Source organism: Salinicoccus sp. Bachu38, from assembly GCF_038561955.2.
Taxonomy (GTDB): Bacteria; Bacillota; Bacilli; order Staphylococcales; family Salinicoccaceae; genus Salinicoccus; species Salinicoccus bachuensis.
In genome coordinates this window covers 2,463,482-2,487,580 of record NZ_CP138333.2, presented here as the reverse complement: position 1 = coordinate 2,487,580, position 24,099 = coordinate 2,463,482, and the positions used below count along the sequence as shown (strand labels likewise).

At 50.3% G+C, this 24,099-nt stretch carries 20 protein-coding genes; 14 read left to right on the top strand and 6 right to left on the bottom strand.

Going from position 1 to position 24,099, the window contains the following annotated elements:
* The first annotated feature begins 34 nt into the window (after nt 1-34).
* The 5 genes from rpoC to tuf all read left to right on the top strand — a co-directional run bounded on the left by rpoC (nt 35) and on the right by tuf (nt 8,281).
* Nucleotides 35-3,658 (top strand): DNA-directed RNA polymerase subunit beta', encoded by a 3,624-nt coding sequence (rpoC, locus tag RQP18_RS12555; RefSeq protein WP_342388023.1) that lies wholly within the window; start codon nt 35-37, stop codon nt 3,656-3,658.
* A 221-nt stretch (nt 3,659-3,879) separates the two neighbouring features.
* Complete coding sequence (gene rpsL / locus RQP18_RS12550) at nt 3,880-4,296, top strand: 30S ribosomal protein S12 (protein ID WP_342388022.1); 417 nt, start codon at nt 3,880-3,882, stop codon at nt 4,294-4,296.
* A 53-nt stretch (nt 4,297-4,349) separates the two neighbouring features.
* On the top strand, nt 4,350-4,820 hold the full coding sequence (gene rpsG / locus RQP18_RS12545; protein ID WP_031545910.1) for a 30S ribosomal protein S7: 471 nt from the start codon (nt 4,350-4,352) through the stop codon (nt 4,818-4,820).
* A gap of 65 nt (nt 4,821-4,885) precedes the next feature.
* Entirely contained in the window at nt 4,886-6,967 is a 2,082-nt protein-coding gene (gene fusA / locus RQP18_RS12540) for an elongation factor G (protein ID WP_342388021.1), read from the top strand.
* 126 nt (nt 6,968-7,093) lie between these two features.
* The gene (gene tuf, locus RQP18_RS12535) at nt 7,094-8,281 is read left to right on the top strand and encodes an elongation factor Tu (protein WP_342388020.1); all 1,188 of its coding nucleotides are present in this window, start codon (nt 7,094-7,096) and stop codon (nt 8,279-8,281) included.
* Between the two features lie 89 nt (nt 8,282-8,370).
* Here the strand turns inward: tuf and RQP18_RS12530 are convergent, their stop codons facing one another.
* From RQP18_RS12530 to RQP18_RS12520, 3 genes are read right to left on the bottom strand one after another with little or no spacing between them, the layout of a single operon-like run.
* A complete protein-coding gene (locus tag RQP18_RS12530; RefSeq protein ID WP_342388019.1) occupies nt 8,371-9,543 on the bottom strand; it encodes a M20 metallopeptidase family protein in 1,173 nt (390 codons plus the stop codon).
* Nucleotides 9,540-10,730, bottom strand: coding sequence for an amidohydrolase (locus RQP18_RS12525; protein WP_342388018.1), 1,191 nt, complete (start codon nt 10,728-10,730; stop codon nt 9,540-9,542). The genes RQP18_RS12530 and RQP18_RS12525 overlap by 4 nt, the downstream gene beginning before the upstream one ends.
* Nucleotides 10,715-11,893 carry a M20 metallopeptidase family protein gene (locus tag RQP18_RS12520; RefSeq protein WP_342388017.1) on the bottom strand — a complete coding sequence of 393 codons (1,179 nt, stop codon included), beginning with the start codon at nt 11,891-11,893 and terminating at the stop codon, nt 10,715-10,717. Before RQP18_RS12520 ends, RQP18_RS12525 begins: the two co-directional genes overlap by 16 nt.
* Before the next feature lie 136 nt (nt 11,894-12,029).
* On the opposite strand from RQP18_RS12520, the gene RQP18_RS12515 reads away from it, so the two are divergent.
* The 5 genes from RQP18_RS12515 to RQP18_RS12495 all read left to right on the top strand — a co-directional run bounded on the left by RQP18_RS12515 (nt 12,030) and on the right by RQP18_RS12495 (nt 16,359).
* Nucleotides 12,030-13,220 (top strand): glycine C-acetyltransferase, encoded by a 1,191-nt coding sequence (locus tag RQP18_RS12515; RefSeq protein WP_342388016.1) that lies wholly within the window; start codon nt 12,030-12,032, stop codon nt 13,218-13,220.
* A 16-nt stretch (nt 13,221-13,236) separates the two neighbouring features.
* The gene (locus RQP18_RS12510) at nt 13,237-14,178 is read left to right on the top strand and encodes an L-threonine 3-dehydrogenase (protein ID WP_342388015.1); all 942 of its coding nucleotides are present in this window, start codon (nt 13,237-13,239) and stop codon (nt 14,176-14,178) included.
* 44 nt (nt 14,179-14,222) lie between these two features.
* Nucleotides 14,223-14,939, top strand: coding sequence for an HAD family hydrolase (locus RQP18_RS12505; protein ID WP_342388014.1), 717 nt, complete (start codon nt 14,223-14,225; stop codon nt 14,937-14,939).
* A complete protein-coding gene (gene tadA, locus RQP18_RS12500) occupies nt 14,932-15,390 on the top strand; it encodes a tRNA adenosine(34) deaminase TadA (protein ID WP_342388013.1) in 459 nt (152 codons plus the stop codon). Before RQP18_RS12505 ends, tadA begins: the two co-directional genes overlap by 8 nt.
* A 63-nt stretch (nt 15,391-15,453) precedes the next feature.
* On the top strand, nt 15,454-16,359 hold the full coding sequence (locus tag RQP18_RS12495) for a Cof-type HAD-IIB family hydrolase (protein ID WP_342388012.1): 906 nt from the start codon (nt 15,454-15,456) through the stop codon (nt 16,357-16,359).
* 155 nt (nt 16,360-16,514) lie between these two features.
* On the opposite strand, the gene RQP18_RS12490 is transcribed toward RQP18_RS12495, so the two are convergent.
* Nucleotides 16,515-17,849: an MFS transporter gene (locus RQP18_RS12490; protein WP_373446081.1), complete on the bottom strand. Its 1,335-nt coding sequence runs from the start codon at nt 17,847-17,849 to the stop codon at nt 16,515-16,517.
* 134 nt (nt 17,850-17,983) lie between these two features.
* Here RQP18_RS12490 and RQP18_RS12485 point away from each other — a divergent pair, with 134 nt between their 5' ends.
* From RQP18_RS12485 to RQP18_RS12470, 4 genes are all read left to right on the top strand, one after another.
* Nucleotides 17,984-19,234, top strand: coding sequence for a helix-turn-helix domain-containing protein (locus RQP18_RS12485; protein ID WP_342388010.1), 1,251 nt, complete (start codon nt 17,984-17,986; stop codon nt 19,232-19,234).
* 150 nt (nt 19,235-19,384) lie between these two features.
* A complete protein-coding gene (locus tag RQP18_RS12480) occupies nt 19,385-19,546 on the top strand; it encodes a hypothetical protein (protein WP_342388009.1) in 162 nt (53 codons plus the stop codon).
* Nucleotides 19,540-20,949 (top strand): hemolysin family protein, encoded by a 1,410-nt coding sequence (locus RQP18_RS12475; RefSeq protein ID WP_342388008.1) that lies wholly within the window; start codon nt 19,540-19,542, stop codon nt 20,947-20,949. Before RQP18_RS12480 ends, RQP18_RS12475 begins: the two co-directional genes overlap by 7 nt.
* Nucleotides 20,939-21,964, top strand: coding sequence for a hemolysin family protein (locus tag RQP18_RS12470; RefSeq protein ID WP_373446080.1), 1,026 nt, complete (start codon nt 20,939-20,941; stop codon nt 21,962-21,964). The genes RQP18_RS12475 and RQP18_RS12470 overlap by 11 nt, the downstream gene beginning before the upstream one ends.
* 484 nt (nt 21,965-22,448) lie before the next feature.
* Here RQP18_RS12470 and RQP18_RS12465 read toward each other — a convergent pair whose 3' ends face one another.
* Both RQP18_RS12465 and folE2 read right to left on the bottom strand, forming a co-directional pair.
* The gene (locus RQP18_RS12465; RefSeq protein WP_342388006.1) at nt 22,449-23,057 is read right to left on the bottom strand and encodes a YkuS family protein; all 609 of its coding nucleotides are present in this window, start codon (nt 23,055-23,057) and stop codon (nt 22,449-22,451) included.
* A 162-nt stretch (nt 23,058-23,219) separates the two neighbouring features.
* Nucleotides 23,220-24,098 carry a GTP cyclohydrolase FolE2 gene (folE2, locus tag RQP18_RS12460; protein ID WP_342388005.1) on the bottom strand — a complete coding sequence of 293 codons (879 nt, stop codon included), beginning with the start codon at nt 24,096-24,098 and terminating at the stop codon, nt 23,220-23,222.
* Between the last annotated feature and the right edge of the window lies 1 nt (nt 24,099).

Sequence of the window (24,099 nt, the reverse complement as noted above, 5' to 3'; positions counted from 1 at the left end):
TTGAGCTTGATAAAACTTTAGGGAGGAAAGCTCATTGATAGATGTAAATAGATTTCAATATATGAAAATAGGTCTGGCTTCATCAGAAAAGATCCGCTCATGGTCCTTTGGTGAAGTGAAGAAGCCTGAAACGATCAACTACAGGACACTGAAGCCTGAAAGGGACGGTCTGTTCTGTGAAAAGATCTTCGGTCCTACAAAGGACTGGGAGTGCAGCTGTGGAAAATACAAGCGTGTAAGATATAAAGGTATGGTCTGTGACCGCTGTGGAGTGGAAGTGACACGTTCCAAGGTACGACGGGAAAGGATGGGGCATATTGAACTTGCTGCCCCTGTCTCCCACATCTGGTACTTCAAGGGCATCCCGTCCAGAATGGGACTGCTTCTTGACATGTCACCGCGTTCACTGGAAGAGGTCATCTACTTTGCTTCCTATGCAGTGATCAAGCCGGGTTCCACGGGGCTTGAGCCGAAGCAGCTCCTTACTGAACGCGAGTACAGGGAATACTACGACAAGCACGGCAATACGTTCACAGCCAAGATGGGTGCTGAAGCGATCAAGGAACTTCTTATGGACGTCAATCTTGAAGGAGAGCTCGAAGCGCTGAGGAAAGAGCTGGAGACAGCTACGGGACAGCGGCTGACAAGGGCGATCAAACGCCTTGAAGTCGTTGAATCATTCCGCAGTTCCGGCAATGATCCATCCTGGATGATCCTGGATGTCCTGCCGATCATCCCACCGGAGATCCGTCCGATGGTACAGCTCGATGGCGGCCGTTTTGCGACAAGTGATCTGAATGATCTCTATCGTCGTGTAATCAACCGTAACAACCGTCTGAAGCGTCTGTTGGACCTTGGTGCTCCCGGCATCATCGTCCAGAACGAGAAACGCATGCTCCAGGAAGCGGTGGATGCACTGATCGACAATGGTCGTCGTGGCCGTCCAGTGACAGGACCGGGGAACCGGCCGCTCAAGTCACTGTCCCACATGCTCAAAGGGAAGCAGGGCCGTTTCCGTCAGAACCTTCTCGGTAAGCGTGTCGACTATTCAGGCCGTTCCGTAATCGTTGTAGGGCCAAGCCTGAAGATGTATCAATGTGGCCTGCCTAAGGAAATGGCACTCGAACTCTTCAAGCCGTTCATCATGAAAGAGCTTGTGGAACGTGAAATGGCTACAAACATCAAGAATGCCAAAGGCAAGATCGAGCGCATGGAAGATGATGTATGGGATGTTCTTGAAGACGTCATCAAAGAACACCCTGTACTCCTCAACCGTGCACCGACGCTCCACCGTCTGGGCATCCAGGCGTTTGAGGCGACGCTTGTCGAAGGCCGTGCCATCCGTCTGCACCCGCTTGTAACAACGGCGTACAATGCCGACTTTGATGGAGACCAGATGGCGGTACACGTACCGCTCTCCAAAGAAGCACAGGCGGAAGCACGCATGCTGATGCTCGCTGCCCAGAACATCCTTAATCCGAAGGATGGGAAGCCGGTTGTTACACCATCACAGGATATGGTGCTCGGCAACTACTACCTCACCCTCGAGAGGGAAAACACGAAACGTGAAGGACACATCTTCAAGGATGCGAACGAAGTCGTAATGGCTTACCAGAACGGCTATGTCCAGCTGCATACACGCATCGGACTGCATACCAACTCCCTGGAGACGGAAAAAGTCTCTGAAGATAACAAAGGCAAGATACTGATGACGACAGCAGGCAAGGTCATCTTCAATGAAATCATGCCGCCGTCCTTCCCATACCTCAATGAACCGACAAGGGAAAACCTTGAGGAGAAGACACCGGACCGCTACTTCGTCCCAGTGTCGGAACTTGGTGAAGGCGGACTCGCAGAGAGATTCAAGGACACGCCGATTGTGGAACCTTTCAACAAGAAATATTTGGGTCAGATCATCGCTGAAGTGTTCAACAAATTCCACATTACAGAAACGTCCGTAATGCTCGACCTCATGAAGGACCTTGGCTTCAAATATTCTTCCAAAGCCGGTATCACAGTAGGTGTATCCGACATCGTGGTTCTGCCGGACAAACAGCAGATCATTGACGAAACGGAAGAGAAGGTCGAAAAAGTGCAGAAACAGTTTGCACGGGGGCTGATTACTGAAGCAGAGCGCTATGGTGCAGTCATCGAACTATGGACAAGAGCGAAGGATGTCATCCAGGATCGCCTGATGGCCTCACTTCACCGCCTGAATCCGATCTTCATGATGAGTGATTCCGGGGCCCGTGGTAATGCGTCCAACTTCACCCAGCTTGCTGGTATGCGTGGACTCATGGCCAACCCGTCTGGACAGATCATCGAACTGCCGATCAAGTCGAGCTTCCGTGAAGGTCTGACAGTACTCGAGTACTTCATTTCCACACACGGTGCGCGTAAAGGTCTTGCCGATACAGCGCTCAAAACGGCCGACTCCGGCTATCTCACAAGAAGACTTGTGGATGTGGCACAGGATGTCATCGTCCGTGATGACGATTGTGGTACGGATAAAGGACTCCTTGTTTCTGCGTTGACAGAAGGATCAGAACTCATCGAACCGTTCATCGACCGTCTGGAAGGGCGTTATTCGAAAGAAACGGTGAGACATCCTGAAACGAAAGAGATTCTCGTCCGTTCAAACGAACTCATCACGGCCGAACTTGCGAAGGAAATCGTAAACAGCGGCATCGAAGAGATGTACATCCGTTCCGCTTTCACATGCAACACCCGTCATGGTGTATGTGAACGCTGCTACGGCAAGAACCTGGCAACAGGCGAAAAAGTCGAAGTGGGCGAAGCAGTCGGTACAATCGCTGCCCAGTCCATCGGTGAACCGGGTACACAGCTTACAATGCGTACATTCCACACGGGTGGGGTTGCCGGAAGCGATATTACCCAGGGTCTCCCGCGTATCCAGGAGCTCTTTGAAGCACGTAATCCAAAAGGTCAGGCGATGATTTCAGAAATCCGCGGTGCCGTTACGGACATCGAAGTTGTCAAAGACCGTCAGCAGGAGATCAAGATCAAAGGCGAGCAGGAGACGAAGACCTACACAGCACCAGCGACAGCACGCCTGCTTGTAGAAGTCGGAGAGCAGATCGAACCTGGCCAGATCCTTACGGAAGGTTCAATCGAACCGAAGGAACTCCTTGCGGTTGCGGGTCTGAACCGCACACAGGAATACCTTCTCAAAGAAGTGCAGAAGGTATACCGTATGCAGGGGGTTGAAATCGACGATAAGCACGTCGAGGTCATGGTAAGGCAGATGCTCAGAAAAGTAAGGATCATCGATGCTGGAGATACGACGCTTCTTCCAGGAGCGCTTGTCGACATCCATGCATTTACGGATGCAAACAAAGAGATCTTCAAGAAGCGCAAGCGTCCGGCAACGGCGAAACCGGTACTGCTTGGGATTACGAAAGCATCCCTTGAAACAGAAAGTTTCCTTTCTGCAGCCAGCTTCCAGGAAACAACAAGAGTGCTTACAGATGCTGCAATCAAAGGGAAACGCGATGAACTTCTCGGTCTCAAGGAGAACGTCATCATCGGTAAGCTGATTCCTGCAGGAACAGGTATGCCGAAGTATCGGGATGTTGAAATTGATGTAGCCAAAAGTTCCAAAGCAACAGAGAAGGAAGAAGTCCTGATAGAAGAATAACAGCAGCACCCACTCCCCGGAGTGGGGCCTGTTTTTCATGATATATTGTTGACATCAACAAGGGCAGATGCTATTATTATTAAGGTTACTCTATATGGGATCTACGGGACCGGTATGGAGATAGAAAATGTTGAAATGTAAGATTTCAGTCTTACACATTTTTTATACCCTAAAAATGAACCACCTGGATGTGTGGGATTAATGAAGAGAGGAGGAAAACCATGCCAACGATTAATCAGCTTGTAAGAAAACCTCGTCAAACCAAAACAAAAAAATCAGACTCACCAGCATTGAACAGAGGGTTCAACAGCCTTAAGAAGCGTGTGACACACGAAAATGCACCACAGAAACGCGGTGTTTGTACTCGTGTTGGAACAATGACTCCTAAGAAACCGAACTCCGCTCTGCGTAAATATGCACGTGTGAGACTTTCAAATAATGTTGAAGTGAACGCATATATTCCTGGAATCGGGCACAACCTGCAGGAACACAGTGTAGTACTTATTCGTGGTGGACGTGTAAAGGACCTTCCTGGTGTACGTTACCATATCGTACGTGGTGCGCTTGATACTTCAGGTGTCAACGACCGCAGACAAGGCCGTTCACTCTACGGTACTAAACGCCCTAAGAAGAAATAATTGCGTCATGATATGACGATCAGACAAACCTAATTTTTGAAAGGAGGATGACTATGCCACGTAAAGGACCAGTTGCTAAAAGAGATGTATTGCCGGATCCGATTCACAATTCCAAACTTGTGACCAAGCTTATCAATAAAATGATGGTGGACGGGAAACGCGGTACATCCCAAAGAATTCTCTATTCAGCATTTGATCTTGTACAGGAACGTTCTGGCAGGGATGCAATCGAAGTTTTTGATGAAGCGATCGAAAACATCATGCCGGTACTTGAAGTTAAAGCACGTCGTGTAGGTGGTTCAAACTACCAGGTGCCAGTAGAGGTACGTGCAGATCGCCGTACAACTCTTGGACTTCGTTGGCTCGTGAACTACGCACGTCTGCGTGGGGAAAAGACAATGGAAGAGCGCCTAGCGAACGAAATTCTTGATGCTGCCAACAACACAGGCGGCGCTGTCAAGAAACGTGAAGACACACACAAGATGGCTGAAGCAAACAGGGCATTCGCTCACTACCGCTGGTAGTCGGCGGACCCTCATAGCCACTTAGCTTAATTTCATCCCATTCCTGGAAGGAGAAAAGGATACAAATGGCAAGAGAATTCTCTTTAGAAAAAACGCGTAATATCGGTATCATGGCCCACATCGATGCCGGTAAGACGACGACGACTGAACGTATTCTTTATTATACAGGCCGTATTCACAAGATTGGTGAAACTCACGAAGGTGCATCCCAGATGGACTGGATGGAGCAGGAACAGGAACGTGGAATCACGATTACATCCGCTGCCACAACTGCGCAGTGGGAAGGTCACCGCGTAAACATCATCGATACACCAGGACACGTAGACTTCACTGTAGAAGTTGAACGTTCCCTCCGTGTACTTGATGGTGCGGTAGCAGTTCTTGATGCCCAATCCGGCGTCGAGCCCCAGACAGAAACTGTCTGGAGACAGGCGACAACTTACGGCGTCCCTCGTGTTGTATTCGTCAACAAGATGGACAAAGTCGGTGCAGATTTTGATTATTCAGTAGGTACGATCAGAGATCGCCTGCAGGCGAATGCTCACCCGATCCAGTATCCAATCGGTGCCGAAGATGACTTCACTGGCATCATCGATCTGGTAGAGATGAAAGCATTCCACTACAACAACGATCTTGGTACGGAAATTGAAGAAATCGAAATCCCGGCCGAATATAAAGACAAAGCTGATGAACTCAGAGAGGGCCTCATTGAAGGACTCGCTGATGTGAATGAAGATATCATGGAAAAATACCTGGGTGGAGAAGAGATTTCCCTTGAAGAACTGAAGTCTGCAATCCGCCAGGCGACATGTGATGTCGAATTCTATCCGGTACTTTGCGGTACAGCTTTCAAAAACAAAGGGGTACAACTGCTCCTTAACGCAGCAATCGACTATCTTCCATCTCCACTTGATGTAAAGCCGATCATCGGCCACAGAAAAGATGACGAAGATGAGGAAGTCGTTGCCAAGCCTGATGATTCCGAGTCATTTGCAGCGCTCGCATTCAAAGTAATGAGTGACCCGTTCGTCGGTAAGCTCACTTTCTTCCGTGTGTATTCCGGTACACTGGATGCAGGTTCCTACATCAGGAATACTACGAAAGACAAGCGTGAGCGTGTCGGACGTATCCTGCAGATGCATGCAAACTCCCGTCAGGAAATCTCCACGGTATACTCAGGAGATATCGCAGCAGCGATCGGCCTGAAGGATACTGGGACCGGGGACACACTATGTGATGAAAAGAATCAGGTCATTCTTGAGTCCATGGACTTCCCTGAACCGGTTATCCACTTGTCTGTAGAACCGAAATCCAAAGCTGACCAGGACAAGATGACGAATGCCCTCGTCAAGCTTCAGGAAGAGGACCCTACATTCACAGCGCATACCGACAACGAAACTGGACAGGTTATCATCGGTGGTATGGGTGAGCTCCACCTCGACATCCTTGTTGACCGCATGAAGCGTGAATTCAAAGTTGAATGTAACGTAGGTGCGCCAATGGTATCCTACCGTGAGACATTCAAGAAGCAGGCTGCTGTCCAAGGTAAGTTCACGCGTCAATCCGGTGGTCGTGGCCAGTATGGTGACGTTCATGTTGAATTCACACCTAACGAAGTCGGTGGCGGATTCGAGTTTGAAAATGCCATCGTCGGTGGTGTGGTACCACGTGAATATATCCCATCCGTTGAAGCAGGTATCAAAGACTCCATGGAAAATGGCGTACTCGCCGGCTATCCGATGGTAGACGTCAAAGCGAAACTCTTCGATGGTTCATACCACGATGTCGACTCCTCAGAGATGGCCTTCAAGGTGGCTGCATCCCTGGCACTCAAAGAAGCTGCCAAAGTATGTGACCCTGTAATCCTTGAGCCGGTCATGAAAGTTGAAATCGTAATGCCTGAAGAGTACATGGGCGACATCATGGGCGACATTACAAGCCGTCGTGGCCGTGTCGAAGGTATGGCTGCGCGTGGTAACGCACAAGTTGTCAACGCATTCGTTCCACTATCCGAAATGTTCGGGTATGCAACAAACCTGCGTTCGAACACGCAAGGTCGCGGAACTTATACAATGGCATTCGATCACTATGAAGAAGTGCCGAAATCAATCTCTGAAGAAATCATCAAGAAAAATAAAGGTGGATAATCAGGGCGCTTGATTTTTACGCTTGAATCATTTATAAGTGATTTAGAAACACCTCGGGCGGGTGCGTCCCGCTCCGAGTCTCAATATAAACCAAACAATTACTTTATTTAAGGAGAGGTATACGAAATGGCAAAAGAAAAATTCGACCGTTCCAAAACACATGCCAATATTGGTACAATTGGTCACGTTGACCATGGTAAAACTACTCTGACAGCTGCTATCGCGACTGTTCTTGCTAAAAGAGGTCCAGGTGAAGCTCAGAGCTATGACATGATCGACAACGCACCAGAAGAAAAAGAACGTGGAATCACAATCAACACTTCCCACATCGAGTATGAAACTGAAAAGCGTCACTATGCGCACGTTGACTGCCCAGGACACGCTGACTACGTTAAAAACATGATCACTGGTGCAGCTCAAATGGACGGCGGTATCCTCGTTGTTTCTGCAGCAGACGGTCCAATGCCACAAACTCGTGAGCACATCCTGCTCTCTAAAAACGTTGGCGTACCTGCGCTTGTTGTATTCCTCAACAAAGTTGACATGGTAGACGACGAAGAACTTCTTGAACTCGTAGAAATGGAAGTACGTGAACTTCTTTCCGAGTACGATTTCCCTGGCGACGACATCCCTGTAATCGCTGGTTCTGCCCTCAAAGCACTTGAAGGCGACGAAGCGTATGAAGATAAAATTCTTGAACTGATGCAAGCTGTGGATGACTATATCCCAACTCCAGAGCGTGACTCTGACAAGCCATTCATGATGCCAGTAGAGGACGTATTCTCCATCACTGGCCGTGGTACAGTTGCAACTGGTCGTGTTGACCGTGGACAGATCAAAGTCGGTGCTGAAGTTGAAATCATCGGTCTTGCTGAAGAATCCACTAAAACAACTGTTACAGGTGTTGAGATGTTCCGTAAGCTTCTTGACTATGCTGAAGCAGGCGACAACATCGGCGCGCTTCTCCGTGGTGTAGCACGTGAAGACATCCAACGTGGCCAAGTACTTGCTGCGCCTGGATCCATCACTCCACACACAGAATTCAAAGCAGAAGTTTATGTTCTTTCAAAAGAAGAAGGTGGACGTCACACTCCATTCTTCAACAACTACCGCCCACAGTTCTACTTCCGTACTACGGACGTAACTGGTGTAGTCAATCTTCCTGAAGGTACTGAAATGGTTATGCCTGGCGACAACGTTGAAATGACAGTTCAACTCATTTCTCCAATCGCTATCGAAGACGGTACACGTTTCTCCATCCGTGAAGGTGGACGTACTGTTGGATCAGGCGTTGTAACTGACATCCTGAAATAATCCAATCCTATTGGATGAAAGAGCCGGATTTTCCGGCTCTTTTTTTATATTATGAATAAAGGCGGCCTCCATTGGAGGCCGCCTTTATTCTACTTTTTTCCAAAGCCAAGCACTATTTTTACGAGAGATTCCACTCCGGCTTTCATGCCGCGTTCGTCAATGTCGAACAGGGGATGATGATGCGGCTGATCCGCGCCGATTTCACTGTTCCGTACACCCGTGTAGAAGTAGCATCCGGGCCTGTTCTGCAGGAAGTAGGAAAAATCCTCTCCTCCCATGGATGGTGGATTTTCTTCACATGACTTTACATAGCTGGCATCCTTCAATGCATCCAATGTGTGATCAAGCTTCTCGTTGTCATTGAGCAGTGCAGGATAGCCCTCGGTGTAGTTGAGGTTGCATTTGACATCGAAGCTCGATTCCACTCCACGGACGATGCCTTCGATGCGCTCCTGGACACCTTCTTTGACTTCCTTCTCAAAAGTTCTGACTGTACCGCTGACTTCAGTAGTGTTTGGAATGACATTGAATGAAGAGCCGCCATTGAAAGTCGCCACGGTGACGACGGCGGACTTCAACGGATCGACTGTCCTTGAGACGATGGTCTGCATCTGCTGGATGAGGGAGGCAGCCGCAACGACCGGATCGATCGCTTCATGGGGTTCCGCACCGTGCCCGCCACGCCCTTCGATTTCGATGGAGAATGCATCGGCGCTTGCGAATGCATAGTCGTAGGTATATGACAGGGTGCCGACGGGGTAGAGGCTGGAAACATGGGTGCCGAATACATAATCCACACCTTCAAGGGCGCCGTCCTCGACCATGGCTTTTGCGCCTCCCGGCAACAGTTCCTCCGCATGCTGGTGGATGAACACGACATTGACCGGCAGTTCCTCCCTGTGCGCTGCAAGTATGCGTGCCGATGTAATCAGCATTGCTGTATGGGCGTCATGGCCACATGCATGCATCACACCGGAGGCGGTCGATGCGTAGGGGACATCCTTCTCATCCTGAATCGGCAGGGCATCGAAGTCGGCGCGTAAACCAACCGTCTCGTAGTCGTCGTTTACATGGAGACGTGCGACAATACCATTGCCGCCGACATCCTGACGGACATCAAAACCGAGGTCCCTGATCTGTTCATATATATACCGCTTCGTATTCTCCTCTTCAAATGATACTTCAGGATGCATGTGCATATGGCGGCGTATGGCCACCATATCCTCATAATGCTTTTCTATTTCGTTGGTCAGATCCATCATTCAAAAGACTCCTTTTCCAGATAATTGAATACGGACTTCAGCATGACGGATACTGCATTCGTCAGGCCCTTTTCATCAATGTCGAATTTGCCATGATGGTGGGGATAGTCCGCTTTGAAATTGGGGTTCCGTGTCCCCGTATAGTAGAATGTGCCCGGCACCCGCTGCAGATAATAGGAAAAATCCTCGCCTCCAAGGTCGGGTTCCAGCTCCTGGACCTCCTTCACGGTGGAGATCTGCTTTGCCGCCGCCAGCACAAGGTCCGTCTCGTCAGTCGTATTCACCACAGGCGGATAGCCCTTCATGTAATCGAGATCATACGATATGCCGGTAGTGGTGACAAGCCCTTCCAGACACTTCTTCAGCTCGGTGATCATGACATTCTGTGCCTCGGCATTGAAGGTGCGGATAGTCCCTCCGACCTCGACCTCATCCGGGATGATGTTATGCTGATGGCCGCCGTTGAACATCGTGATGGACAGGACGACCGGTTCCATCGGTTTCGATTTTCGGGTGACGACGTACTGCAGCTGATTGCAGAAGGTGATGGCCGCCGCCACGGGATCGATGGCAGCATGCGGTTTTGAGGCATGCCCCCCGCGCCCATATATTTTTATGGTGAAATCATCCGGCATGCCCGTTGCCGTACCATACTTGTAGCCGATGGTGCCGACATCGAGGCTGCTCGTGACATGCTGGCCGAAAATGACATCGACGTCCTCCAGGCAGCCGTCAGCAATCATCTGTATGGCGCCGCCGGGATCCACCTCTTCCGCATGCTGGTGGATGAAGACCACGTTTCCTTTCAGCTGATCTTTATTTTCTGAGAGGATCCGTGCCACAGTGAGCAGCACAGAGGTGTGGGCATCGTGTCCACACGCATGCATGACCCCGGGAACAGTGGACTTGTATGGGACATCCTTCTGGTCATGGATGGGCAATGCATCGAAATCGGCACGCAGTGCCACGGTGGGCAGGGTGGGGTCGATGACCAGCCTGCCGACAACACCGCGGCCCCCGACGCCTTCCTGGACATCCAGGCCAAGCTCCCGGAGATATTCGGCAATATATGCAGGCGTCTGAACCTCATGGAATGAAAGTTCAGGATACATATGAAAATGCCGGCGCAGACGCACCATTTCATTGTAGTGGGTGTGCGTCAGACGCTCTATCATTTCTGTTTCCATTCGATCACCTGCTCGATCTCAAGTATTTTCATGAACATGGAAAGACCACTTTCCATGGCCTCTTCGTCCATGTCGAACTTCGGATGATGGTGCACATAGTCGCTCAGTTTCTCCGGGTTTCCCGAGCCGGTGAAGAAGAAGGCGCCAGGGCGTTCATTGATGTAGTAGGAGAAATCCTCGCCGATCATCAGTGGCTTCGCCGCCTCGAAGTCGAGGCCGATCTCTTCGGCCGCCTGTTGGATTATTGCGGCTTCCGACTCGTGGTTGACGACTGCAGGATAGCCGAAGCTATAGTCCACTTCTGCTGTGGCTCCACGTTTTTCGGCGGTGAGGCGGGCTTCCTCATGGAAGATGTCCCTGATCTTCTCCTTTACGGCATGTTCGAATGTCCGTACCGTCCCTACAAGCTCTGCAGAATCCGGTATGACGTTGAAAGCATCGCCGGCACGCACTTTGCCTACAGTGACGACCGCATTATCAAGCGGTGAGACCTGTCTGGATACGGCAGTCTGCAGGTTTGTTATGAGTTCCGCGGCAATCACGACCGGGTCGACTGAATTGTGGGGCTGGGCAGCGTGCCCGCCCTTGCCCTGTATACGGATCGTGAACATGTCGGGACTCGAGATGACAGGTCCGGGTTTCGTCTTGATCTGGTGCGTGGGATACTGGCTCCAGTAGTGCTGGCCATAGACCTTGTCGATGCCATCAAGCACACCGTCTTCCACCATGGAAATCGCACCGCCGGGCTGTACCTCTTCGGCAAACTGGAAGATGAATGAGACACTGCCTTTGAGGTGATCGCGGTTCCTGTGTACAAGTTCCAGCAACGCAAGGAGTGTACTCGTGTGGGCATCATGTCCGCAGGCGTGCATCACCCCATCGACCGTCGATTTGTATGGCACATCCTTCTCATCCTGGATCGGCAGTGCATCAAAGTCTGCACGGATGGCGATGTGGGGGTGGGGAGCGCTGCCGATTGTAGCGAGCAGACCGCCGCCGCCGACCCCTTCCCGGATGGTGATGCCGGAATAGCGTTTCAGGCGTTCCAATATGTATCCATAGGTCTCCTGCTCGTGAAATGAAACTTCAGGATGCATGTGCATATATCGTCTATTTTCAACCATGTCGGGAAGTAGGGTCTTTGCAATTTCGTCTATCGTCATATGATTCGCCTCCATAAATTATATTACACAATTTTATCAAATTTTCGCACTTTTATAAACATAATAAACCCCATGTTTTCAATTCTAAGTGAAGTTCGACTTGTGATATGATATGGGAAAGAGGAGGAGATTGACAATGTCTAAAATTTTGGACGAATATCTTGCATCGAATCTGCAAGAATTGAAGGAAAACGGACTTTATAATGAGATCAATGTCGTAGAGGGCGCCAATGGCCCCGAAATTACGATTGAAGGGAAAAAATTGATCAACCTGTCTTCCAACAACTACCTGGGTCTGGCGACGGACGAGACACTGAAGAAGGTGGCGAAGGAAGCGATCGACTCCCATGGGGTGGGGGCAGGCGCCGTACGTACAATCAACGGGACGCTCGACCTGCATGTGGAATTGGAGGATACGCTGGCTGAATTCAAGGGGACAGAAGCAGCAGTAGCATTCCAATCCGGCTTCAACTGCAACATGGCTGCCATCCAGGCAGTGATGGGCAAGGAGGATGCGATCCTCTCGGATGAGCTGAACCATGCCTCCATCATCGATGGATGCCGCCTGTCCCGTGCGAAGATCATCCGCGTAAACCACTCTGATATGGAGGACCTCCGCAAGAAGGCGAAGGAAGCGGTGGAGTCCGGCCAATACAGGAAAGTCATGTACATCACGGACGGTGTCTTCTCCATGGATGGGGATGTTGCACTGCTGCCTGAGATTGTCGATATCGCAAAGGAATTCGACCTGATCACATATGTCGATGACGCACATGGTTCAGGTGTCATGGGCAAAGGGGCAGGCACAGTGAAGCACTTCGGCCTTGAAAAGGATGTCGATATCCAGATGGGTACACTGTCCAAAGCGATTGGCGTCGTCGGTGGATATGTCGCGGGCAGCCAGGATCTGATCGACTACCTGAAAGTGGCGGCGCGTCCATTCCTGTTCTCCACATCACTGACTCCGGGGGATACACGCGCAATCACCGAAGCGGTGCGCATGCTGATGGCTTCCACCGAGCTGCATGACAAAGTATGGGAGAATGGCGATTACTTGAAAGCGGGGCTGAGGAAGCTCGGCTTCGATATCGGCAATTCAGAAACGCCGATCACGCCTTGCATCATCGGGGACGAGAAGACGACACAGGAGTTTTCAAAGCGCCTGATGGAAGAGGGCGTATATGCAAAATCCATCGTCTTCCCGACGGTTCCGAAAGGTGCCGGCCGGGTAAGGAACATGCCGACAGCAGCACATACGAAAGAGATGCTGGATGAGGCGCTTGAAGTCTACGAAAAGATCGGCAAGGAACTGGATGTAATCTCATAAATTAAGGAGTACAGCAATGGAACGAATTATTATAACGGGTGCGCTCGGCCAGATCGGCACGGAGCTCACCCTGAAACTAAGGGAAAAGTATGGGGAAGAAAATGTATTGCCAACAGATATAAAGGCGCCTGAGGATGAGAATTTGAAGGGCAGACCATTCGAGATCCTGGATGTCAGGGAAATGGACAGGATGAAGGAACTGGTTTCCGAATTCAAGCCGGATACGATCATGCATATGGCGGCGCTTTTGAGTGCGACTGCTGAAAAGAATCCCCAGTTTGCGTGGGAGATCAATATGGGCGGTCTGATGAATGCGCTGGAGACGGCGCGGGATTTCAATTTGAAATTCTTCACGCCGAGTTCGATCGGGGCCTTCGGCCCTTCGACACCGAAGGAAAATACACCGCAGGTCACAATCCAGCGGCCGACGACCATGTACGGGGTGAACAAGGTTGCAGGTGAGCTGCTGTGCGACTACTACTTCGAGAAGTTCGGCGTGGATACGAGGGGCGTACGGTTTCCGGGCCTCGTATCCCATGTCAAGGAGCCGGGCGGCGGTACGACGGACTATGCCGTGGAAATTTATTTTGAAGCGCTCAGAAGTGGCAGGTATACATCATTCATCGGCAAGAGCACGAACATGGATATGATGTATATGGACGATGCGATCGATGCGATCATCAAATTGATGGAAGCGGATCCCGGACAGCTGACTGACCGCAATGCATTCAACGTCAGTGCCATGAGCATCAACCCGGAAATGGTCGCAAATGAAATCAGGAAGCACATTCCCGACTTCGAGCTGGACTACGAGGTGGACCCTGTACGCCAGGGGATTGCAGAAAGCTGGCCGAATGCGATAGATTCTACAGAAGCAAAGCGCCAGTGGGGATTCAATCCCCAGTACGATCTTGAAAAGATGACTGAAGTCATGCTGGAAGCGATACGAAATAAGTAGTAAGAAGGCACTTTGCCTTCTTATTTTTCTAACTGGGAGGCAAAATGACGCGTGTAATTCTATTTGACAAAGACGGGACACTGATGGACTATCATAAGGTGTGGACACCTTATGCAAAGCGGTCGATCGAAGCATTTGCACAGGAGTTCGACCGCCATGACATAAAAGATGAATTGGCACACAGGCTGGGTCTGATCGATGGAGAGATTGCCCCGAACTCCATACTCGCCAGTGGTACAGGCGAGACGATCCAGAATTATTTCGAGCGCTATCAGAAGGGGGCCGGCAAGTGGATGAAAGCCTTCTATGAAGAGAATCTCGATTCACTGCGTGACAGCATGGAACTGATAGAAGGCGCAGAAGATGTGCTGCATCATCTGGCGGCTGATGGCTATAAAAATGTCATCGTAACGAGTGACAGCCGTCTCTCCACGGAATATTTCGTCCGCAAGTTCTCCCTGGAAAATGTCGTGCACGAAGTGGTTGCAGGGGATGACTCGGCGTTCCACAAGCCGGATATACGCATTCTGGACCCTTTGTTCAAGAAGTATGACTATGCACTCGAGGAGATGGTGATGGTCGGGGACAACCGGGCGGACACCATGCTCGGCTATGAAGAGGGGCTGCGCACCATCGGCGTACTCAGCGGAACCAGCCGCAGGCAGGATATGGCAGGTGCCGACATCATACTGGACAGTGTGACTGAAATCATCCAGGACGGACGTTTCATCATGGACGAAGGCGGCAGGAGCGATGCATGAAAAATATATGAAACTGGCGATTGCGGAGGCGAAGAAGGCCGAATCCCTCGGAGAAGTGCCGATTGGGGCGGTCATCGTCCATGAAGATGCGGTCATCGCCACTGGTCACAACTTGAGGGAAACCTCGCAGAACCCATTGACCCACGCCGAGGTCATTGCGATCGACCGGGCCAGCGAGGTGATCGGATCGTGGCGGCTTGAAGACTGTACAATATATGTCACCCTCGAACCGTGCGTCATGTGTTCGGGTGCCATCGTGATGAGCCGCATCCCCTATGTCGTCTACGGGGCAAAAGACCCCAAGGGTGGAACGGTGGACAGCCTGATGCATCTGCTCGGGGAACCCCGTTTCAACCACAGGGCCGAAGTGACAGGCGGAATTCTGGAAGCGGAATGCAGCCAGATGTTAAAATCATTTTTCAAATCATTGAGGGAAAAGCGAAAAAACTAACCAGATGATTTAATTTTCTGATAAAATGAAGTTAAAAATAATAGAGGGAGTTTTGGAACGCCTATGGTCAAACTAATCGCATTGGATATGGATGGGACCCTGCTTGGTCCCAATCACGATATCAGTCGCCGAAACATGGAGGCGATCAATAAGGCGATGGAACGCGGTGTACAGGTCATTGTAGCCACAGGACGTGCATTCTATGAAGCACATGGCATCATCAGGGAGCTGGAAACACCTTTGCCATACATCTGCCTGAATGGTGCCGAAGTACGCAATGAATCGCATGAGATCCTGTCCACCAATGCATTGAATACAGAGCTGATCCATAAAGTTGCAGATGTATTCCGTGCGGAGGACATTTTCTATCAGATCTATACAGACCGCGCAATATATACATCAAGCGTCGAGCGGGACATAGAGGTCTTCATGGATCTTGCAGGGCAGATGGGCCACCTTGCGAGTGAAGAGCGGATCAGGAACTTCATGGAAGAAAGGCTCGAACGCGGAACACTGATAGAGACGGATGACTATCGATCGATATTTGAGAGTGAAGACGAAAATGTATTGAAGCTCCTTGCTTCATCATCGAGCAGGGCGAAGCTCGTGCGCGCCAAGAATGAGCTGCATGAAATCGGCAATCTTGCCGTATCGTCATCATCGGCCGGCAACATCGAGCTGACCCATGAAAATGCGCAGAAAGGGATCGCCCTAGCCCACATCGCAGAAACCATGAACATCGATATGAAGGATGTCATGGCAGTCGGGGACAACCTGAACGACATCTCCATGCTCAAACGCGTCGGCACAGCCGTCGCCATGGGCAATGCAGCCTCGGAAGTCAAAGGCATCGCAGACAAGGTGACGGCCACCAACATCGAGGACGGTGTCGCCCTGGCCATCGAAGAGGCCCTTGTTTCACTTGAAGAGAAGCAGGAAGCCCAGGCCGGGGGGTCAGCCGAATCATAGAATATGAGAAAATTTCCAACTGTCACTGAGAAAAGTGGTGAGTGACAGTTAGGGGCCCGACCATCACTGAACAAAATAGTGAATGACAATTAGTCTCATATTATCAATATCAATAATGCCCGTTTCCTTATATGGAAGCGGGCATTTTTCATTTTCTATATGCTTTGAGGGGCGGCTCCAGGATGAAGTCCTTCATCTGCTGATCCATCGTCCATCTCATCGGTCTTCACCTTGGCAGCGGCATACATCCTTTTCGACTTGGCGATGAGTCTTCTGTTGAAGAATACGAGCACCACCGCGATCATCAGGATTGCACTGACGGTGTTGATGATCCAGTAGAGTTCAAAATCATAGAGGAACCCGTAAAAGATGGCGCCGACCGGCATGATGCTCATCGAACAGAGGCTCATTGTCGAAAATACCCGTCCTTTGATATGCTGGGGGGTGACGAGCTGTATGAAGAGATTGATCGGTATATTGATGAACTGGAGCACCATGGCAACGCTGACGCCGATGCCTCCGATAATCAGGATATGGGAGACGATACTCCCATCAAGGTACAGTGGCAGCAGGTAGACGACAACCAGTCCGGAAAATACCAGCAATCCTCTTTTCATGAGCAGAAATGGATTATCAAGCCGCTTGATCCTGGCAACCGCCACTCCGCCGGCAAGTACGCCGATGCCCCCGATGGCGTTGACGATGCCGACGGTTTCGGGCTGGAAGGACAGTTCATGAATCATCATCTTCTCAGGGAAGATTGTAATGACCCCAGCCATGAAGTTGATCAGGGCAGCAATGAGCAGGAGGGATTTGAATACTTTGTTTTTGGCGATGAAAATGAAACCCTGGCTGATGTCGCGCTTGAACCTGTTCACCCCGTCATCTTCCTGGATGTTTTCTGTATAATTCTCTTCGGTGTAGTAGAGCTTGAAATCCAGAAGAAAATCGAGGGAGGCGGAAATGATGTAGGCGATGAGGAAAAGCATGATGATGTGCGGGAAGCTCAACAGACCGAACAGAGCACCGCCAAGGATGGGGCCGAGGATGACCGTTGAGGAAAGGATTGCGGAAGTATATCCCATCACCTTCTGGATTCTGGCCTTATGGAAAAGTTCGGTGATTGCAGTCTGGAACGCGTTGGATACAAATGGCTCAATCATGGAAGTCAGGAATGTGACGAGATAGATGGCCATCAGATTGATGTCATGGATCATTGTGTAGAAGAAGAGGCCAAGAATGACAAGGGTGTTCATGAGCTCTCCTGTAATGATTATTTTCCTTTTATTTCCAAAATCACTCAATACTCCGGAAAATGGCAGCAGGATGACAGTTACGACAATGCTGATGGCCATGTTGATGGAGAAGTAGAGTGCGGATCCCGTTTCATACATGATGTAGTAGCTCACAGCAAACAGGTAGACATATTTTCCGACACTCAGAATGAATCGGCTCATGGCATATACGATGAAGTTGAGACGTTCCTTCATGGGCAACTTTTTATCAAAAAGCATTTTTCCACCCCATTTGTTTAATTTAATTAAACTTATTATAATGCAGGAAAGAATTGCTTGTCAACTAAAAGTTTAATATAATTAAACTATAATATTATGGAGATGAGAATATGACTTTGGGAAAACGCATCAGACAACTGCGGAAAGAACGGAAGATGACACTGGTGGATTTGGCAGGCGACAAGATCACCAAGGGCATGCTGAGCCTGATAGAGAATGACAAGTCGACACCTTCCATGGAGACCCTCGCCCATATTGCGAAAGAGCTTGATGTCTCCATCGGCTACCTCACCCGCGAGGGTGATGAGGATTGGACGAAGCAGATGCTGGCCGAATCCGACTTCAGCCATTACTTCTCTTTTCCTTTCGAACATATTGAAAAGAATATACTGCCTCAGCTGGACCGGGTTTCACAGAGCAACAAGGGGATGGAGCTGTACAACATCATCCGCATCTACTACAGGTATAGAGGGGAGCACGGGACTGCGGATGAATATACAGAGAAGATCGGGAAGTTCTACAGGAGCATCGGCATAGAGCACCTCGTCGTCAGAAACAGGCTGAATGATGCCGTCTCGCTCATGTACAGTCAGGATTACAGCGAAGCCTACAGCAGACTGGTGGAAACGGAAGCGGAGGTCATGGAGTTCAAGGACTATGATTCCCAGCTTGAACTGGACTACTACTACCTCAAGGCTGTTTTTTCCGTCTCCGTCGATATGAAGGAGTTCATTCCCCTCGGCGATAGGGTAGTCGCCCTGTCATATGAAACGGAGAACTTCAAACGCTTCTTCTCAGCCAATATGATCCTCGGCTATTATTATGGACTGGAAGGGGATATGGAAAAGCATAAGGAATATCAGGGAAACTTGAGGAAGTATCTGGATTTCAACAGACAGGAAAAATACGAGCTGGAGCTGATCGATACAACCACCCCAATTACGGTTTTCTACGTACTGGTGGAGGACAGACAGCGGCATGTCACTCTGTATGAGGCATATATCGAAAACATTGAAGTGCATCATGAGGCAGGCACCATCCAGTCCAGCAATATGACATTCTATCATCCACTGTTCATGATCGAACTGTCCTATTTCAGGGAGGACTACAGGACGGTAGTGGAAAACTATAAAGAAAATATGTATATTCGTTCGGCCGCCCAGCATCCGATAGACCGGATCATCATGGCCACCCGCTCGTGCATCTACCCGCTCAGCCTGTACCAGCTTGGAGAGAAGCAGGAGGCCAGAGAGGCATTCGGGAGGATAGAGGATACCATCGAGGATATAAAGCATTCCCCATTCACGAAGGAGTTCTACATGATCCGTGACATCATTTTTGAGGAAACACAGAGTGAATAAGTAAGAAGAAGCAGGGCATCAAAGATATGGTTTGACCACCTTCTATAAAAATTTTGGAGTCGGGAGGAAGCGTGTACACTTGTTTTTCATGAGGGAATTTCGGGTAGTTGGGTAATATTGAAAAAAGTGTTTGAAAACGGAGGGAATTCAATGGCAGGCATCATATCAGCGACACCATACTTACAAATGCAGACATGGCACCGGGAGCGCCTGGGCAGAAAAAATCTGGCCCTCGAGAGTCATCATCTGTTTGATGCAGAAAGCTGCAGGGGGTCCGTCAGTCATGACAAGGCGGTGGGACGCCTATGTTAACCGCGGTATTGACCCTGATCCTCGGCATTGTGGTGATTTTTGCGATAATCGTAGCCAACGGCTACTTTGTCGCCCAGGAGTTCGCCTACATGTCTGTCGACCGTTCAAGGCTCGGTGCATTGGCCGATCAGGGGGACAAGGCGGCTAAAAATGCTTTGACCGTTACAAAACGTACATCCTTCATGCTTTCGGGAGCCCAGCTGGGCATCACAGTTACGGGGCTGCTCATCGGTTATGTGGCAGAACCCCTTGTCGGACAAAGCCTGGGCACTCTGCTTGGGGGCGTCGGGGTGCCTACTGCTGTAAGCATCTCAGTGGGTACTGTTGCGGCGTTGGCCCTATCCACAATCGTGCAGATGATTTTCGGTGAGCTTTACCCGAAGAACCTTGCCATTGCGAATCCGGAACCGTTGGCGCGGACCCTTGCCCGTTCGACGAACATCTATCTCGCCGTCTTCGGCTGGCTGATAAAGTTCTTCGACTGGTCAGCAAACAGTGTACTTAGACTTTTTAGGATCGAGCCGGTGCATGATGTCGACAGTAGCGCAACCGCCCGCGACCTTGAACATATTGTTGCAGATTCCAGGGAAAGCGGCGATCTGCCGGTGGGGCTTTCGATGATGCTCGACCGTATCCTCGATTTCCCGCAGCAGGATGTCGAACATGCCATGGTTCCCCGTTCACGGACAGATATAGTGGCGCCGGATGCCACTATCGGCCAGGTGCGGTCAATGATGGCGGAAGCACATACCCGTTATCCTGTCATCAATGGTGAGGATGAACCTGTCGGGGTGGTGCACCTCGTCGATATACTGGGAAATGCTTCAGAGAATGCCCCGGTAACTGAAGTCATGCGGCCGCCTCTGGTGGTGCCGACTTTGATGGCACTGCCCGAGGCGCGTTCGAATATGGTCGAAACCCAAAATGACCTTGCCTGTGTCATCGATGAGTATGGCGGTTTTATCGGTATCGTCACATTGGAAGACCTTTCTGAAGAACTGGTTGGGGAAATTACGGATGAACATGATGATGAAATTCCACCACCTGTGGAGACGGAGGGAGAAAATAATTGGCAGATGAGCGGAGATCTCCATATAGATGAAGCGGAACGGGAGATTGGCCATCAACTTCCGAGAGGGGAATATGAAACCGTTTCGGGTATGATCATTGCCCATTTCGGCAACTTGCCAGATGTGGGAGAAATTGTGAATATCGACCTGCCGGTCGATCCGACTGACTTCATACATGATGCCCCTATTCGACGGTACCTGGAGGCGGAGGTGACGGAAGTGGACAAACATGTGCCCACTTCTGTTTCCCTGACGCTCCAAGTGTTGGAAAGCGATGAAGCGGATCGACCTTCGTCCGAAATCAAGCAGCAGAGGAGGGGTAATGATGACTAATCCGTGGGTTGTTCTCATAGTGACAGCAGCGCTGATTGCCTTAACGGCGTTTTTCGTCATCATCGAGTTTGCGCTTCTGGGCGCTCGGCGCCATAGACTTGAAGAGTCGGCGGCCACGAGCCGCGGCGCCCGTGCTGCATTGAAATCCGTCAACGAGCTCACAGTCATGCTGGCTGGTGCGCAACTTGGCATAACAGCGTGTACGTTTGCACTTGGTGCCGTGACCAAGCCGGCAGTGGATTCCTGGTTTTCCCCATTATTTGCGGGGATTGGCCTGCCCTATTGGCTGGCAGACGGGACATCATTCTTCCTTTCTCTGCTTGTGGTGACATTTCTGCACCTGGTAATCGGTGAGATGGCGCCGAAATCATGGGCAATCGCCCATCCGGAGAAATCGGCGATCATGGTCAGCCCGCCGGCCCGTGCATTTATTTGGATTTTCAGACCCCTTTTGAAATGGGTCAATAGCATTGCCAACCGTCTTGTTGAACTTTCAGGTGTAGAGCCGGTTGAAAGTGCAGCAGTCGGCGGCCAGAATGCTGCAACGATCCGCCACCTCGTAGAGCATTCTGCGCAGGTGGGCACGCTCGATGCATCGATGCGAACCCCGATATCAGGTGCACTGGATCTGGAAACCTTGAAGGTGGATGATCTGGTTGCGGAAGGAAGACAGCCGACAGCCGTCGCATCTGATGCAACGGTCCGTGAGCTTCAAAAAGCAACAGAGCAGTCCGGCCATAAGCGTATCCTTGTAATGGATGGCGAGGGAAACGCACCTCTTGTCGTCCATGTCAGGGACACACTGCTTGAAACGATGGAGCGTCCGGTGAAGGAGATTGCCCGGCCTGCCTTCATACTCGAGTCCGGCATGCTGGTGCATGAAGGCCTCAGGCGCATGCGCCAGTCGAGTGAACAGCTGGCGGTTATCATGGACGGCGCAAAGTTCATCGGAATCATGACCATCAACGATGCATTAAACAATGTCCTGCCGGCTGCAGAAGAAAATAGGCAATAATCTCCTGAAGCACTGTTCTGTAGGGTGGCAAGAACCACAAAAGGACAGGCCAGCGAATACATTCGCTGGCCTGTCCTTTCTATATTGGGTGCCATATCCTCTATGAGATGTATGGAGGATATGGGACTGTTTATTTCTGGTACGACATCCTGCTGAAGGCGTCATGCTGGTGGGTGCCTTCTTCGTTGTGGCACTCGAGTGCAAAGCCGTTGTCCCAGTCGGATTTCAGCGAGGGACGTAGGCATTCAGGCGGTTGGGATTTTCGACAAAGCACAGATTTTCGCAGGCGTGCTCTGTGCCCATCTTCTCATCCGTATGTTTTGAGGCCGGATAGAGCAGTGCCAAAAAATATATTTAACTTTTCCACTGTCTCCTTCACAGAGTCCGGTCCATTCTCAGGAGAAAAATTTTATATTATCCACCTCTCAGCCCGGTTGCATTAAAATCAGCTTTTAGCGGAAGTCAGGCGTTGCTTCTGTATTTTTTATTCGTTTTTCGAATTATCGTTCTCCTCCTGGGATGACCCTGTTCCTTTTTCATTATCAGTATCAGTGCCTTGCTGGTCTTTGGCACTCGAAATTTCCTCTCTTACTTGATTCTTTGCAGTTTCAGCCTTTTCTTGCAACTGGCCAGTCAAATCAGTTGCTTTTTCTTTCACTTGGCTCAGTTTTCCACTGCTGTTTTTATTGGAATTGCCGCTTGGTAGTTTTTCTTTTAAGGTATTCTGCATTTCTTTTCCGCTTTTAGGCGCAAGGAGAAGAGCCGCTGCGCCACCAAGCAATGTGCCGGTTAGAATGCCGGTTGCAAAACCGCAGACCGATCCGCTTTTCTCAGCATCTGCTGTACCAGGAATTTTCCCGGCTCGCTGTAGGCGTTCTTCCACTTCTTCCACAATTTCACTGATGCTTAGGCCACTAGTTTCAATCAGAGATCCGGTAACGCGGGAATCTCCAAAAACAGTCCTGTCTCGAACAACGAGGGCGTCGTAGGCTCCGGGATTTGTCGTCTGGTGAATCATATCAGCCTGATACCCTTTTTTCTTCAGGGCCTGGCGTACATCTGTGAATGGTTGTTCCACTGCTATTCTTGTCATTGTACCACCCCTAATTCTTCTTATGAATGCATGTTTACCTTTTACCCTTTTTTATCAAGTATCTAAACATTTAATTTTATTCCTACTATCAGGAACAGGAGGGACAAAGGAAAAGGGAAGCAACAAAGAAAAATCCTCCCTACAGCAGTAGGAAGGATTTCATCATTTCTGGTATGACATTCTGCTGAAGGCATCGTGCTGGTGGATGCTTTCTTCGTTGCGGCATTCGAGTTCGAAGCCTTTGACCCAATCGAGTTCCACGAGATCATAGGCGATCAGACGGATGAGGTCCTCGACAAAGCGCGGATTCTCATAGGCGCGTTCTGTAACCATCTTCTCATCCGTACGCTTCAATATCGGATAGAGCTGGGAGGACGCATTGACCTCCAGCAGTTCGTAAAGCTGCTCCTTATGATCGCCCGGCAGTTCCGCATCCGGATCGATGTCGAGCAGCACTTTTACATAGCCGCGCTGGTTGTGTGCGCTGTATTCGCTGATTTCCTTAGAGCACGGGCATAGTGTGGTCACCATCGCCGTCATGCCGAGCTGCTTGTGTAGGACGCCGGCCCCGGAAATTCTCATGGAGTATTCAACGTCGGCGTGGGCCATGCCGCTGAGCAGTGTATGGGGACTCGGTTTTGAGAAATACCATTTCCCCGACCCTGTGACTTCCGCCTCGTCCTGGTGCATGCGTACGCGCAATATTTCAAGCACGTTCTCCAGTGTCTCGAAAGTAAGCGGTACACCGCCGTCATTCTCCGTCTCCAGTGACTCGAGGATACGGCTCATGTTGATGCCCTTTTCGTTTTTCCTCAAGCTCGTAGCAAGCTCGAAGGTTCCCACGGACTGGAAGTCACCGATGACTACAGGATAGCTCAGATTGTTGATGCCGACGGAATCGACTTCGAACAGGAAGTCCTTCTTCGAACTCTGCAGGTCCACCATCATTTCCTTCTCTACGGGTTTCGTGCCTTCGATCGGATCGACGGATCCGAAGTGCCTGAAACGTGCTTCTCTACTACTAAGATCCAATTGTTCCATG